The 14,411-nt window shown below is 54.5% G+C and carries 12 protein-coding genes; 9 read left to right on the top strand and 3 right to left on the bottom strand.

Features of this window, described 5'->3' with window-relative positions:
* Positions 1–33: 33 nt before the first annotated feature.
* The gene (locus OH144_RS13850; protein ID WP_266202840.1) at positions 34–219 is read right to left on the bottom strand and encodes a hypothetical protein; all 186 of its coding nucleotides are present in this window, start codon (positions 217–219) and stop codon (positions 34–36) included.
* Between the two features lie 98 nt (positions 220–317).
* On the bottom strand, positions 318–1,226 hold the full coding sequence (locus OH144_RS13845) for an alpha/beta fold hydrolase (RefSeq protein ID WP_266202839.1): 909 nt from the start codon (positions 1,224–1,226) through the stop codon (positions 318–320).
* A gap of 744 nt (positions 1,227–1,970) precedes the next feature.
* On the opposite strand from OH144_RS13845, the gene OH144_RS13840 reads away from it, so the two are divergent.
* Both OH144_RS13840 and OH144_RS13835 read left to right on the top strand, forming a co-directional pair.
* Entirely contained in the window at positions 1,971–3,323 is a 1,353-nt protein-coding gene (locus tag OH144_RS13840) for a UDP-glucose dehydrogenase family protein (RefSeq protein WP_266202838.1), read from the top strand.
* 8 nt (positions 3,324–3,331) lie between these two features.
* On the top strand, positions 3,332–4,294 hold the full coding sequence (locus OH144_RS13835; protein WP_266202837.1) for a UDP-glucuronic acid decarboxylase family protein: 963 nt from the start codon (positions 3,332–3,334) through the stop codon (positions 4,292–4,294).
* 85 nt (positions 4,295–4,379) lie between these two features.
* Here the strand turns inward: OH144_RS13835 and OH144_RS13830 are convergent, their stop codons facing one another.
* Entirely contained in the window at positions 4,380–5,627 is a 1,248-nt protein-coding gene (locus tag OH144_RS13830; RefSeq protein WP_266202836.1) for a tetratricopeptide repeat protein, read from the bottom strand.
* Between the two features lie 108 nt (positions 5,628–5,735).
* Here OH144_RS13830 and OH144_RS13825 point away from each other — a divergent pair, with 108 nt between their 5' ends.
* From OH144_RS13825 to dnaJ, 7 genes are all read left to right on the top strand, one after another.
* Positions 5,736–6,650 (top strand): M20/M25/M40 family metallo-hydrolase, encoded by a 915-nt coding sequence (locus OH144_RS13825; protein ID WP_266202835.1) that lies wholly within the window; start codon positions 5,736–5,738, stop codon positions 6,648–6,650.
* A gap of 1,046 nt (positions 6,651–7,696) precedes the next feature.
* Positions 7,697–9,955 (top strand): sodium-translocating pyrophosphatase, encoded by a 2,259-nt coding sequence (locus OH144_RS13820; protein ID WP_266202834.1) that lies wholly within the window; start codon positions 7,697–7,699, stop codon positions 9,953–9,955.
* A 93-nt stretch (positions 9,956–10,048) separates the two neighbouring features.
* Positions 10,049–10,591 (top strand): hypoxanthine phosphoribosyltransferase, encoded by a 543-nt coding sequence (hpt, locus tag OH144_RS13815; RefSeq protein WP_266202833.1) that lies wholly within the window; start codon positions 10,049–10,051, stop codon positions 10,589–10,591.
* Between the two features lie 126 nt (positions 10,592–10,717).
* Positions 10,718–11,314, top strand: coding sequence for an adenylate kinase (locus OH144_RS13810; RefSeq protein ID WP_266202832.1), 597 nt, complete (start codon positions 10,718–10,720; stop codon positions 11,312–11,314).
* A gap of 19 nt (positions 11,315–11,333) precedes the next feature.
* Positions 11,334–12,326, top strand: coding sequence for a GTPase ObgE (gene obgE, locus OH144_RS13805; RefSeq protein WP_266202831.1), 993 nt, complete (start codon positions 11,334–11,336; stop codon positions 12,324–12,326).
* Between the two features lie 304 nt (positions 12,327–12,630).
* A complete protein-coding gene (locus OH144_RS13800) occupies positions 12,631–13,209 on the top strand; it encodes a nucleotide exchange factor GrpE (protein WP_266202830.1) in 579 nt (192 codons plus the stop codon).
* 3 nt (positions 13,210–13,212) lie between these two features.
* The gene (dnaJ, locus tag OH144_RS13795) at positions 13,213–14,355 is read left to right on the top strand and encodes a molecular chaperone DnaJ (RefSeq protein WP_266202829.1); all 1,143 of its coding nucleotides are present in this window, start codon (positions 13,213–13,215) and stop codon (positions 14,353–14,355) included.
* Positions 14,356–14,411 lie beyond the last annotated feature (56 nt).

Here is a 14,411-nt window from a genome sequence, read left to right as displayed (position 1 = left end):
TAAGCTCGTGTGTTTGGAAGCGGGAGGCGTGTGTCATGCCCTCCTGCGGCCTTTGGGGGGCTTAGGTCCCTCGGCCAGGTCTTTATACTTGGTTTGGGCCAGTTTGCTGTCCAGGCCACGCAGGTTCTGCCACGATTGCATCAGGTTGGTGTGCGACTCATTTAAGGGCGCCTGTTTGTGGGTGTTCTGGGGTTGATTAGTGTTTTGCGGGACTCTCATAGCATATAATTTATCTTGTGATTGGGATTTCTGTTCTGATGATGCGCCATGCGCTTGGAAAATTGCTTCATCTTTTGAGGTGTCTGTTTTCATTTTTATTAGGTATTAATCGGTTGTTCGTCTGTCACTTCTTGTTTCTTCTGCTCTTCCTTTATAAAATTGCTGACGTAGCCAGCTATTTCCTCTGCATTCTCCTCCTGCAGAAAGTGCCCACCGTCCTCAAAGGGAATCACGTAGCACTCATGGAAGAATTTCCTCCAGCGCTGCAGCGCCTCTATCTTTATCAGCTTATCCCGCTCGCCCCAAAGTATGAGGGTAGGGATGCCCTGAATCTTCTTCCGCTCTTTCCACAGCTCTTCATACCACTTGCTGGCGCCCACCAGTTCGCGGGCACAGGCAAGGTTACGTACCGGCTCCTCGGGGTTGCCCAGGCCGTTCATGTATTGTTTCTTTATCGACTCCGGAAGCTCATCCTCATCCTTGAAGAGCTCATGTATAAGCGTGTTGGTAGAAACGTTTAGCTTGGAATGGAGGAACTTGCCCAGTGGGCCCACCAGGTATTTACTGGCCTTGGTGAAGGCCTGGTGCTTGGATAGGGACCAGGTCCAGGAGTTAAGCATCACAACGCCACGCACATTCTCGGTGTACCTGATGGCGTAGGCCAGCCCGATAGGCGCCCCGAAGTCGTGTACCAGTAAGGTGATATCCTTAAGCTGCAGGTGCTCCATCAGTTGCACGAAGTTTATGGCATGTGCGCGGGGTTTGTAGCTCCAGTCCTTCGGCTTGTCCGACAGGCCAAAGCCTATCATGTCCAGGGCAATGCAGCGGTGGTTCTTGCGCAGTATCTTGATCAGGTTGCGGTACATAAACGACCACGAAGGGGTGCCGTGTATCATCACGATAACAGGCCCCTCGCCCTCATCAATATAATGCATCCTGCCTGCTTCCAGCTCTATATATTTAGACTCGAAGGGGTACTCCTTCTTATCCAGCCAATCCGGTTTCATAGCTTTTAGGGTGATGGTTACTTAACTATACTTCTAAACGGGAGGCGGGTTGTTTCTTAACTCAAAAAAGAGACGCCTTCGGAACAATTTTCAGGGATAGGTGGCGGGCGGGAGGAGTCCCTATAAATAAAGTATAAATTTGGTCATGGTCCTGTTTTGGGTAGCCGCAAGGCCAGCCAATTCTGCAGCTAATGCAGCCCCCCGTGGCAGTGAAAACTTTTTAGGGGTGTTATCTTCTGATTATTATATAGTTATAAGCAGATGTGCAATGGCTGAGCCGCCAGAATGCCATAAATGGCTGTGTACGAGCGAACATTTATACTTTGTAACACGTAACTTGTGCGGGCTGAAGTTGTTGCGGACTCCGGACTCAAGCCGGGTTTCATTGTTTGAATTCTGGCGGAAGGCTAGCGCGTGCTGCAGGGCAGAGGTTGGGGTTTAGGAGATACCTGAAAAGTATAATCCGTTCCGAACGCCCGGAGTACGGTTCTGCTCCCTTCCGCCTTGCCCTCAGCCGGAGTGTAACAAGCATTTTTGCTGTATGATTTGTGCTGAACCGGGATATTTCTGAACTTGCACGGTTCTCAGAACCTGGTGCTGTCTGAACAGTAGAACATCAGGCGCATCTGCCTGTGGTGCCTTGACTTGATTTTATAACTATACCATAAAAAATGTGTCGCAAGGGTTCCGGTAACGGGTCCTTCCGGTACTTAACCGAATTTTTAGCCTTTATAGCATTTACCTATGAGAATAGCAGTAGTTGGCACGGGTTACGTGGGCCTGGTAACGGGCACGTGCTTTGCCGAGGTGGGCATTGATGTGACTTGCATTGACATAGACCAGAAGAAAATAGAGAACCTGAAGCGGGGTATCCTGCCCATCTACGAGCCAGGGCTGGAGGAGATGGTGGTGCGCAACGCCCAGAAGGAGCGGCTCTCGTTCTCCACCGACCTGGCCTCCTCGATCCAGGGCTGCGGCTGCGAGGCCGCCTTCATCGCCGTGGGCACGCCCCCGGGTGAGGACGGCTCGGCCGACCTGAAGTACGTGCTGGCGGTGGCCCGCGAGATCGGCCGTAACATGACCGACTACCTGGTGGTGGTGACCAAGAGCACCGTGCCGGTGGGCACAGCCCAGAAGGTGCGCCAGGCCATCGAGGAGGAATTGGAGGCCCGCGGCGAGCAAGTTCCCTTCGATGTGGCCTCCAACCCGGAGTTTCTCAAGGAGGGCGCTGCCATCGAGGACTTCCTCAAGCCCGACCGCATCGTGGTGGGCGTGGCCTCTGAGCGCGCCGAGAAGGTGATGAAGAAGCTCTACAAGCCCTTTTTGATGAACGGTCACCCGCTCATCTTCATGGACATACCCTCGGCCGAGATGACCAAGTACGCGGCCAACGCCATGCTGGCCACCAAGATCAGTTTCATGAACGACATCGCCAACCTGTGCGAGATCATGGGGGCCGACGTGAACATGGTCAGAAAGGGCATCGGCTCGGACGCCCGCATCGGCAACAAATTCATTTACCCGGGCATCGGCTACGGGGGCAGCTGCTTTCCCAAGGACGTGAAGGCGCTGATCCGCACGGCCGCCGAGAACGGCTACCAGATGCGCGTGCTGCAGAGCGTGGAGGAAGTGAACGAGCGGCAGAAGTCAGTGCTCTACAACAAGATCCACAGCCACTTCGCGGGGGAGCTATCGGGCAAGACCTTCGCCGTATGGGGCCTCTCGTTCAAGCCCAAGACAGACGACATGCGCGAGGCGCCCTCGCTGGTGATCATCCAGAAGCTGCTGGAGCAGGGGGCCAAAGTGCGGGCCTACGACCCGGTGGCCATGCAGGAGGCAAAACATAGCCTTGGCGACTCGATCGAGTATGGCAAGGACGAGTACGAGGCGCTCATCGACGCCGACGCGCTGCTGCTGGTGACCGAGTGGCCCGAGTTCCGCTCGCCTAACTTTAACGTGGTGAGCAAGCTGATGAAGGAGAAGGTGGTCTTTGACGGCCGCAACATCTACGACGCATGCGAGATGCGGGAGAAGGGCTTCACCTACTACGGCATCGGCGTGAAGCAGCAGGTGCCCCAACTAAACCCAACCGTTTAACCCGAGCAATGACCAAGAAAAGAGTACTTATAACCGGAGGAGCCGGCTTCCTCGGCTCCCACCTCTGCGATAGGTTCATCAGGGAGGGCTACCACGTGATCGCGATGGACAACCTGATCACGGGGAGCCTGGAAAACATCGAGCACCTGTTCAAGTTGGAGGACTTTGAGTTTTACCACCACGACGTATCGAAGTTCGTACACGTGCCGGGCCACCTAGACTATATCCTGCACTTCGCCTCGCCGGCCAGCCCGATCGACTACCTCAAGATCCCGATCCAGACGCTGAAGGTAGGCTCTCTGGGCACGCACAACCTACTGGGCCTGGCCAAGGCCAAGAAAGCGCGCATGCTCATCGCCTCCACCTCGGAGGTGTACGGCGACCCGCTGGTGCACCCGCAGCAGGAGGACTACTGGGGTAACGTGAACCCGGTGGGCCCGCGCGGTTGCTACGACGAGGCCAAGCGCTTCCAGGAGGCCATGACCATGGCCTACCACATGCATCATGGGCTGGAGACGCGCATCGTGCGCATCTTCAACACCTACGGACCAAGGATGCGCCTCGACGACGGCCGCGTGCTGCCTGCCTTCCTGAGCCAGGCGCTGCGGGGCGAGCCGCTGAGCATCTTCGGCGACGGCAGCCAGACGCGCTCCTTCTGCTATGTGGACGACCTGGTGGAAGGCATTTACCGCCTGCTGCTGAGCGATTACCACCTGCCAGTGAACGTCGGTAACCCGTCGGAGATCACTATCCGCGAGTTCGCTGAGGAGATATGCCGCCTGACGGGGGTGGAGCTGAAGGTGGAGTACCAGCCGCTGCCCACCGACGACCCGCAGAAGCGCCAGCCGGATATCTCGCTGGCCAAGCAGGTGTTGGGCTGGGAGCCGCAGGTAGACCGGGCCGAGGGCCTGAAGCGCACGCTCGAGTTCTTCAAGGAGAAGATCCTTAACCCGGCCGAGCAGATCGCCTAGCCACTACATGCATCATCATAAAAAGCGAGGGCTGCCGGTTTTTCCGGCAGCCCTCGCTTTTTAAATGTTCTCTAGGGGATATTTATTATCCTTTCTTACTCTCTTTCAGGAATTTCTTTGCCTCTTTGAAATTGGCAGATTTCTTATCGCTGGCTTTCATCACGACGGAGTAATAACTATTGGCCGCTGCCCTGTCTTTCTGCTGCTTGGCGATGCGGGCCAGGTTAAGGTAGGAATTCACGAAATAACCGGAGTCGCGCTCGTTTGTCATCTCGGCATACATAATGGTGTTCTTGTAATGAGCTTTGGCCTTTTCAAAATCGCGGTACTTGTGCTGGTTAATATAGCCCAGGATGTAGGAGGCATAGCGGCCACTTACCGGCTCGTAGCCCGGCATGTCCTGCTCCAGCTTGCTCAAAATTTCCTCTGATACGCGCTCAGCCTTGGTAAAGTGCCCGTTCACAAACAACAGGCGGGCATAAAAGCGCTGGAAATAGGCATTGTCCGGGTATTTCAGGGCCAGGTCTTCGGATACCTCCAGGGCCTCCTGCATCTTCTTCTCCTCGTTGGCCAGTATCTTCATCAGGAAGAGCTTGGACTCCGTGCCGGTGTAGAAACCTGTCTTGGAAACGTAAGACAGCTGCTTTAGCCCCAATCGCTTATCGCCGTTCGGGAAGAAAGCAAGCACGGGGCGCAGCATCGGGTAGTTTTCAGGAATCCAGACGGCGTAGTAGTTAAAAAGCGCCTCTCCAAAGAGGAACTCAGGGCTCAGGCCGTTGCCGGCTTTGGCTTTCTCCAGGAAATCGAGGGAGCGCTTGCTGGCCACCGTGGCTTTGCGCCAGTTGCTGCGCTCAGAGTGCAGCCGCGCGGAAAAACCATAAGACGCCGCCAGGAAAAAAGCCGCTTCTACATTGTTCTCATCCTTGTCATACATGGCTTCTGCCTTCTGAATGGTCGTATCCATATAGGCAAAGAAGATGTCATCATACTTTAGAGTCTGGATATTGGTCGGTACGATCTTCCACCACTGGCTCAGGCCCATCAGGAAGTATGGCAGCGGGTGCTCAGGGTAACGGCGGCGGATCGACTTGAACTGTTTCTCGGCGCGCTCATACTTGAAGTTGTACATGTTATCCACGGCACCCTCCAACTCGTACTGCACGTCTTTGTTCAACAGCAGCATGCCTTTCACCTTCGCTGCGGTCGGCAGCACCTCTACCTCGGTCATGGTAACCTGGCGCATAGCAGAGGAGTCAGTAGGCAAGGCGGGCCTTTGGGCTACTGCTAAAAGGGGGAAAAAGAGCGTGAAGATGGCGGAGATTAAGTTCTTCATGAAGGCCAAAAATTGTAAGTTTGTTCGAGCCTGTTGCTATGTTGGCTTGTCTAATTATAAAAGTACAACAAATCTGATTACTATGAATTCCATAAAGATAAAATAAATATGAAACTTCTTGAAACCCTTTGCCGCATCCATGCCCCCTCTGGCAATGAGCAGAAACTTACAAATTTTCTGCTGGAATACATCGCCGAACATAAAGTTAACTGGAAACGGCAACCCGTTGTGCTGCACGGAGAAGGCTTCCAGGACTGCATCGTGCTGGTGTTCGGCAAACCGAGGAGTGCAATTTTTGCGCATATGGATTCGATCGGTTTTACGGTTCGTTATGGCAAACAACTGGTGCAGATTGGCGGACCGTATCTGGAAACAGGCTATACCTTGGTAGGGGAGGACTCGCAGGGGAAAATCGAGTGCACCCTGAAGTATGACGAGGAGGGACATGAACTGAGCTACGAGTATGAACGTGAGCTGGAAAGGGGCACAGAGCTGGTGTTTAAGTGCGATTTCCGGGAGACGGAGGAGACGGTGCAGAGCTGCTACCTGGACAACCGCCTGGGTGTTTGGTCGGCCCTGCAGGTGGCTGAAACCATGGAGAACGGCATCATTGCCTTCTGCTGCTGGGAGGAGCACGGCGGCGGCTCGGTGGCTTACCTGGCCCGTTACCTACATGAGCATTACGGCGTAACGCAGGGGCTCATCTCCGATATTACCTGGGTAACCGAAGGCGTGCATGCCGGGGAGGGCGTGGTGATCTCGATGCGCGACAGCCTGATTCCGCGCCGGTCTTACGTGCAACGCATCATTAACATTGCCAAAGAGGCTGGTGTGCCTTACCAGCTGGAGGTGGAGGGAGCCGGCGGCAGCGACGCCAAGGAGCTGCAGCGCAGCGCCCATCCCTGGGATTGGTGCTTTGTAGGGGCTCCTGAGGACAATGTGCACACGCCAAACGAGATCGTGCATAAGAAGGATATCGAGAGTATGGTGGCTTTGTATAAAGTGCTGATGGAGAAGCTGTAAGTTTAAAGCTGTTTTTCTGGCGTAAGTGGGAGTGCATTTTCACTCTGTACTTTCGCTGTTCTTGCTTCGGTCTTACTTTATACTTTTCTGGCGCAAGCGTCCGCTTGTGCCTTTGCCTGCCCCTGCTTCGCCTACTATGATGTCGGGTTTGTAACCCGACTGGCTCGCAGAGTCATATTTCAACTTTGGCTATACTTTCATAGTTACTGTTTCCCGCAACTGGAAGCAAGCTATCTTTATTAGCGACAGTTCATCCACGGCCTTACAACCTGCCTGTTTCATTTCTGGTTTTGCCTTCCTCCAAGCCGGGAGGCCTCGTCCTCGGGCATCGCGCTGACTATTGAAGCTGCTCCTCGCTGGCGCTCCGGGCTGCTGAGCAAGCTCAGCACCGCATCAATAGAAGGCGCTCAACCCAAGGACTGGGATCAGTTTGATAGCCGCTGCTGACGGAGCTTCAGCCAAGTCCCCCTTTGAAGGGGGTAGGGGGATGTAATCGTCTGCTGACAAATCCCCTCCTGGGAGGGGCTAGGGGTGGGTTTATACTTTGTAGGGACAGGTCGCGACCTGTCCGCGCAACGGCAGCAGCTATGCAACCTATACTTCAGCAGGAGTAATTACAGGCTCCCCTTCTTAGGCAAGGAGGGGTAGGGGTGGTTGGACCCCGTAACGGGAAACTCCCTCTCCTGTTTTGGGGCAGGGCCTCTTGAGAAAAGGAGAGGGCTGGGGAGAGGTGAAAGCTCCCCTCAGACAAGACTGCCCCGCTACTACAAGCAACTTCTACTTTAGTGCTTGCAGAGCGTTTAGTTGCTCTAGCTACTTTTAAATAAGAATGCCGGAGCTCTAAAAGCCTCCAATTCCTATCAATAGGGCTGTATAATCAGAAATGGTGTTGCGCTTTTAAATCGATGTTGCAACTTGCTAAAGTATAGAAGTATAGGTGAAATCTGCTTCAGCAGGAAAGGGGGAGGGATATTTGGAAAAGTCTACGGAATCACTTTTCTTTAATAACTATATAGAAATATCCCTTTAACCTTTAATCTAACTGAATGGAACCGATTCTTTATGCAATTCCTGGCTTTGGAGTGGCAGCCCTGATCTATACCCTTATCAGGTCGGCCTGGGTGACGAAGCAGCCGAGCGGCAACGAGCGCATGACAGAGATTGCACGCCACATCGCCGATGGCGCCATGGCCTTTCTGAAAGCCGAGTATAAAGTACTTGCCTATTTTGTTATCATCGCCTCCGTGTTCCTCTTCTACCTGGGCTACACCGGCGAGAAATCCCATCCGCTTATTGTGGGCGCCTTTGTGATAGGCGCTGTTTTCTCGGCCCTGGCCGGCTTTATAGGAATGCGCATCGCCACCAAAGCTAACGTGCGTACGGCGGAGGCAGCCCGCAACAGCCTTTCCAAAGCCTTAAGCGTGTCTTTTGCAGGCGGATCCGTGATGGGCATGGGCGTGGCCGGCCTGGCGGTGCTGGGCCTGGGGTCGTTGTTCATACTTTTTTACTACCTGTTTGTACAGAGCCAGGGGGGCGCTGTGAATGGCGTGGAAATGGAGATTGCCCTGGAAGTGCTCACCGGTTTCTCGCTGGGCGCTGAGAGCATCGCCCTGTTCGCCCGCGTGGGTGGTGGTATCTACACCAAGGCTGCCGATGTGGGCGCCGATCTGGTGGGCAAGGTAGAGGCCGGCATCCCGGAGGATGACCCGCGCAACCCCGCCACCATTGCCGATAACGTAGGCGATAACGTGGGCGACGTGGCTGGTATGGGGGCCGACCTTTTCGGTTCTTATGTGGCTACCATACTTGCCACCATGGTGCTGGGCCGTGAGGTAGAGGTATCAGATAACTTCGGCGGGCTGTCCCCGATCATACTTCCCATGCTCATCGCAGGTCTGGGCATCGTATTCTCGCTTATCGGGATGCTGTTCGTGCGCGTGAGTGAGGGCGGCGATGTGCAAGCGGCGCTTAACCGCGGCAACTGGATCTCAGTTATACTTACGGCCGTAGCTTCCTACTTTGTCATTCACTGGCTGCTGCCGGAGAACCTGAACCTTCGTAACTTTGAGTTCACCAGCAACGGTGTGTTCATGGCCGTGATCGTGGGCCTGGTGGTGGGTACGTTGATGAGTATCATCACCGAGTACTACACAGCCATGGGCAAAAAGCCGGTTAACTCCATTGTGCAGCAATCTTCCACAGGCCATGCCACCAACATTATTGCCGGTCTGGCAGTGGGGATGCATTCCACGGTGCTGCCGATCATCGTGCTGGCGGCTGGTATCGTGCTATCTTACGCGGCAGCCGGCTTGTACGGCGTGGCTATTGCGGCGGCGGGCATGATGGCTACCACAGCCATGCAGCTGGCCATTGATGCCTTCGGTCCTATTGCCGACAACGCCGGCGGTATTGCCGAGATGAGCGAGTTACCAAGAGAAGTGCGCGGGCGCACCGACATCCTGGATGCTGTGGGTAACACCACTGCTGCCACGGGTAAAGGCTTCGCCATTGCCTCTGCCGCGCTTACCTCGCTGGCGCTCTTTGCTGCCTTCGTAGGTATAGCCGGCATCGAAAGTATAGACCTTTACAAGGCGCCGGTGCTGGCCGGCCTGTTTATCGGGGCCATGATCCCGTTTATCTTCTCTGCCCTGGCTATTGCGGCGGTAGGCCGTGCGGCTATGGCGATGGTGCACGAGGTGCGGCGCCAGTTCCGCGAGATTCCGGGTATCATGGAGGGCACGGGGAAGCCAGAGTATGAAAAATGCGTGGCCATCTCCACGCAGGCAGCTATCAAAGAGATGATGCTGCCGGGCGCTATTGCCTTGCTGGTGCCGATCATCATCGGCTTTGGCTTCCGGGATGTGTTCCCCGATACTTCCTCTGCCGAGGTGCTAGGTGGTACGTTGGCCGGGGTAACCGTGTCAGGTGTACTGATGGCGATGTTCCAATCGAACGCCGGTGGTGCCTGGGATAACGCCAAGAAATCCTTCGAGAAAGGAGTAATGATTAACGGGGTGATGGAGTACAAGGGCTCTGAGCCACATAAGGCCTCTGTTACGGGCGATACCGTGGGCGATCCGTTCAAGGATACTTCCGGCCCAAGTATGAACATCCTTATCAAGCTCATGTCCATTGTGTCGTTGGTGATTGCGCCGCACATTGCCCTGGAGCAGGAGCCCCCGATTCCGGAGGCGCCGATCGAGCTGGACAGAATCAATATGAACCTGGAGCAGCTGACTCCAGCCACGGCAAGTATAAACGGACAGCACACGGTAACGCTAACGCTGGCAGGCACGGTAAAATAACTTTCGCCGTTAAAAATGAAGATAAGCCCGGCTCCAGGTTGGGCTTATCTTTTATTTTATACTTACCTTTGTTCAAGATCAAACCAATATTACATGGACCCGCGCAAGATTAAGATTCACGATTGCGAGTTTAGCACTTACATTTGTGAAGAGGAGATTATAGCCCGCATCACCATGCTGGCCGAGCAGTTGGATAAGGACTATGCCGAAAAGCAGCCGCTGTTTCTGGCCGTGCTAAACGGCTCGTTTATGTTCGCCGCTGATTTACTCAAGCGCGTTTCCATCCCTTGCGAGGTTTCGTTTATCCGCCTGGCCAGCTACCAGGACATGCAGAGCACGGGGAAGGTAAAGGAGGTATTGGGCCTGACGGAAGACGTACAGCACCGCCATGTAGTGGTGCTCGAGGATATCGTGGATACCGGCCACACGGTGCACGGCCTGTTGCAGCAACTAAAGGAGCGCGGCCCGGCCTCCGTGGAGGTGGCTACCCTGCTCATGAAACCCGATTGCCTGCAGCACCCGCTGGACGTAAAATACGTGGCGCGGTCTATCCCCAATGATTTTGTCGTGGGCTACGGCCTGGACTATAACGGCCTTGGCCGAAACCTGCGCGACATCTACAAGATCGTATCGTAACCCTGCCCTACAGGTAGCGTTAGCAGGCTTCTGAGGCAGGAGGTTACGGGTGCCCGCCAAGCCTCATAAAATCAGAAAGTACAGAGAAATTATACTTATATTTGCTTTTTAATTTAGCGATAAGATATGCTTAACATCGTTTTGTTTGGCCCTCCAGGTGCTGGAAAAGGTACCCAAAGTCAAAAACTGTTAGATAAATACAACCTCATACACCTTTCTACCGGCGATTTGCTGCGTTCTGAGATCGCTGCCGGTACAGCACTTGGCCTGGAAGCGAAAAAGCTGATGGATAACGGCTTGCTGGTGCCCGATGAAGTGGTGATCGGCATGATCGAGAACAAGGTGAAGGAGCACCGCCAGGCTGCCGGCTTCATCTTCGACGGCTTTCCGCGCACAGTGCCGCAGGCCCAGGGGCTTGATAAGCTGTTGCAGGACAACGACACCGAGATATCTGCCATGATTGCCCTGCGCGTGGACGATGAGGAGCTGACTAAGCGCCTGTTGCTGCGCGGCCAAACCTCTGGGCGACCGGATGATCAGAACGAAGAACTGATCCGAAAGCGCGTGCAGGAGTACAACACCAAAACCAGGCCGGTGGCAGACTATTACGCCGGGCAGGGGAAGTTCTTTGCAGTGGATGGCATCGGGGAGATAGAGGACATCTTCAAGGCGTTGTGCCAGCATATTGATGCGTTAAAGGAAAAGCAGGAAGAGAAAAAATAAGCCTAGGGCTTAACACGATTTGGCATCAAGCAACTTTATAGACTACGTTAAGATCTGCTCACGTTCCGGGCATGGTGGCGGAGGTTCCGCACACTTGCATCGGGATAAAAAAACGGCGAAAGGTGGTCCCGACGGGGGCGACGGAGGCCGTGGAGGGCACGTTATACTTCGCGGCAACGCCCAGCTCTGGACGCTGCTGCACCTGCAGTACCGCAAGCACGTCATCGCCGAGAACGGCCTGAACGGTGGCCCGAGCCACTCCTCGGGAGCGCAAGGCAAGGATGAGGTGCTGGAGGTTCCGCTCGGCACCATCGCCCGAAACACCGAGACCGGTGAGATCATGTGCGAGATTACCGAGGACGGGCAGGAAATTATACTTACCCCCGGCGGCCGCGGCGGCCTGGGCAACGCCCACTTTAAATCCCCCACGAACCAGACGCCGCGTTATGCGCAGCCAGGTGAGCCGGGCATAGAGGAGTGGGTGGTGCTGGAGCTGAAGCTGCTGGCCGATGTGGGCCTTGTGGGCTTCCCGAACGCCGGAAAGTCCACGCTTCTGTCGGTCGTGTCGGCGGCTAAACCGAAGATTGCCAACTATGCCTTCACCACGCTGGAGCCTAACCTGGGGGTGGTAGCTTACCGCGACTACAGATCCTTTGTGATGGCCGATATCCCGGGCATCATCGAGGGGGCCTCGGAAGGCAAGGGACTCGGCTTCCGTTTCCTGCGTCACATTGAGCGGAACTCGATGCTGCTGTTTATGGTTTCATGTGAGAGCGCAGACATAGCCGAGGAATATAACGTGCTGCTTAACGAGCTGGAGAAGTTTAATCCGGAGTTGCTGGATAAGAAGCGTATACTTGCCATCACCAAATCCGACATGCTGGACGAGGAACTGGAAGAGGAGATGCGCAAGACCCTGCCGGAGGGGCTGCAGACGGTATTCATCTCGAGCATCACGGGCAAGAACATCACCCAACTGAAGGATTTGATCTGGGATGCGCTAAACAGCTAAAGCATACCCCGGTAAAAGTATAAAACCAGGATCGGTAGAGGCTGCAAAGCTTGCTACCGATTTTTTTTAAGGCGTGAGTGTTGATGGAGTGGATGAGTGAATGTTTAAGATCGATACTATAGCTTATACGTTGTAGCTGTTGCTCCACTTCCCTTCTAACAAGATCACAAGAAGAGAAATACATGCACTCATTCATTCAGCCGCTCATTCAAAATTAATTTGTGTCAACTTGGCACAAACAGGGGTTTGGCAAGACAATTGACAAGACAGTATAGACACATCAACCTAACTTTTTTAAGGCATTATGTCAGATAAAGATATTAAAAAGGAGCAGGAACAAGAGGAATTGCAGAAAAACACTGCCAACGCAACCGCCGATGAAGAGCTGAACCAGGTGGACGAAACAGCCGAAGCCACTTCTTCTGCCGAGATGCAGGAAGATAAGACAGCTGCAGAACTGGCGGAGATGAAAGATAAGTTTGTGCGCCTGATGGCGGAGTTCGAGAACTTCCGTCGCCGTACGGCCAAGGAGCGCCTGGAGCTGACCAAAACGGCCTCCGAGGACGTGATGACCGAGTTGCTGCCGGTGCTCGACGATATGGAGCGCGCGCGCCAGGCCATGGAGGAGAGCAAGGAGCTGGATACGATGCTGCAGGGGCTGGAGCTGGTGTTCCACAAGTTAAAGCACGTAACGCAGCAGAAAGGGCTGAAGGCAATGGAGACAAAGGCGGGCGATGACTTCGACAGCGATCTCCATGAGGCGGTAACGCAGATTCCGGCCCCGTCAGAGGAGTTGAAAGGTAAGATTGTAGATATAATTGAAAAAGGATATACCCTTAACGAGAAGGTGATCCGTTTTGCGAAAGTAGTAATAGGAGCGTAAGCCATGGCTAAGAGAGATTATTATGAGGTTTTGGGGGTAAGCAAAGGCGCCACGCAGGAGGAGATAAAGAAGGCTTACCGCAAAATCGCCATCAAATTCCACCCCGATAAAAACCCCGACGACCCCACCGCCGAAGACAAGTTTAAGGAGGCGGCAGAGGCTTACGAGGTGCTGAGCGATCAGCAGAAGCGCCAGCGCTACGACCAGTTCGGCCACCAGGGCATGAACGGCGGCTTTGGCGGCGGTGGCATGAACATGGATGATATCTTCTCGCAGTTCGGCGACATATTCGGCGGCGGTGGCTTCGAGAGCTTCTTCGGAGGTTCCGGTCGCTCAGGCGGCGGACGCCGCCAGCGCAAAGGATCCAACCTGCGCATCAAGCTCAAGCTCACTCTGGAGGAGATAGCCAACGGCGTAGAGAAAAAGATCAAAGTGAAGCGTTACGTAGCCTGTGCTACCTGCGGGGGCAACGGCGCCAAGAACGGCACCGACATGCAAACCTGCGGCACGTGCCAGGGCTCCGGACAGGTACGTAAGGTGGTAAATACCATGCTGGGACAGATGGTGTCTACGGCAACCTGCCCTACCTGTAACGGCGAAGGCCGCATCGTGACTAATAATTGTAACACCTGCCACGGAAGCGGCAGAGAGTTGCAGGAGGAAGTGATCACGATCAATGTGCCGGGTGGCGTCATGGACAGCATGCAGCTGAGCATGAGCGGCAAGGGCAACGTGCCGGAGCGCGGTGGCGTGCCGGGTGATTTGCTGATCCAGATTGAGGAGGAGCCGCACCCAACCCTGAAGCGCGAAGGCAACAACGTGATTTTTGAGCAATACATTAGCTTTGTAGATGCTGCCCTGGGTGCTGAGGTAGAGGTGCCAACCATCTCGGGTAAAGTGAAGATCAGCATTAAGCCGGGTACGCAAAGTGGCGAGATCTTCAGACTGCGCGGCAAAGGCATACAGGATATCAACGGCTACGGCAAAGGCGACCAGCTGATCCACGTGAACGTGTGGACACCGAAGAGCCTGAGCAGCGATGAGAAAGCGGTGCTGGAAGGCCTGCGTTACTCCAGCAACTTTACGCCTAACCCAGGCAAGAACGAAAAGGGATTCTTTGAGAAAGTGAAGGATTACTTCCAGTAAAAGATCTTCCTGACCTATAGTTTTAGCCCGGCTTTCCGTATACACAGGAAGCCGGG

This window comes from Pontibacter kalidii, assembly GCF_026278245.1.
Lineage (GTDB): Bacteria > Bacteroidota > Bacteroidia > Cytophagales > Hymenobacteraceae > Pontibacter > Pontibacter kalidii.
This window is presented reverse-complemented; position numbering and strand designations above follow the sequence as displayed.

Coding starts and splice junctions, on each gene's coding strand:
- OH144_RS13850 (WP_266202840.1), bottom strand. CDS start 219: ATGAGAGTCCCGCAAAACACTAATCAACCCCAGAACACCCACAAACAG.
- OH144_RS13845 (WP_266202839.1), bottom strand. CDS start 1,226: ATGAAACCGGATTGGCTGGATAAGAAGGAGTACCCCTTCGAGTCTAAA.
- OH144_RS13840 (WP_266202838.1), top strand. CDS start 1,971: ATGAGAATAGCAGTAGTTGGCACGGGTTACGTGGGCCTGGTAACGGGC.
- OH144_RS13835 (WP_266202837.1), top strand. CDS start 3,332: ATGACCAAGAAAAGAGTACTTATAACCGGAGGAGCCGGCTTCCTCGGC.
- OH144_RS13830 (WP_266202836.1), bottom strand. CDS start 5,627: ATGAAGAACTTAATCTCCGCCATCTTCACGCTCTTTTTCCCCCTTTTA.
- OH144_RS13825 (WP_266202835.1), top strand. CDS start 5,736: ATGAAACTTCTTGAAACCCTTTGCCGCATCCATGCCCCCTCTGGCAAT.
- OH144_RS13820 (WP_266202834.1), top strand. CDS start 7,697: ATGGAACCGATTCTTTATGCAATTCCTGGCTTTGGAGTGGCAGCCCTG.
- hpt (WP_266202833.1), top strand. CDS start 10,049: ATGGACCCGCGCAAGATTAAGATTCACGATTGCGAGTTTAGCACTTAC.
- OH144_RS13810 (WP_266202832.1), top strand. CDS start 10,718: ATGCTTAACATCGTTTTGTTTGGCCCTCCAGGTGCTGGAAAAGGTACC.
- OH144_RS13800 (WP_266202830.1), top strand. CDS start 12,631: ATGTCAGATAAAGATATTAAAAAGGAGCAGGAACAAGAGGAATTGCAG.
- dnaJ (WP_266202829.1), top strand. CDS start 13,213: ATGGCTAAGAGAGATTATTATGAGGTTTTGGGGGTAAGCAAAGGCGCC.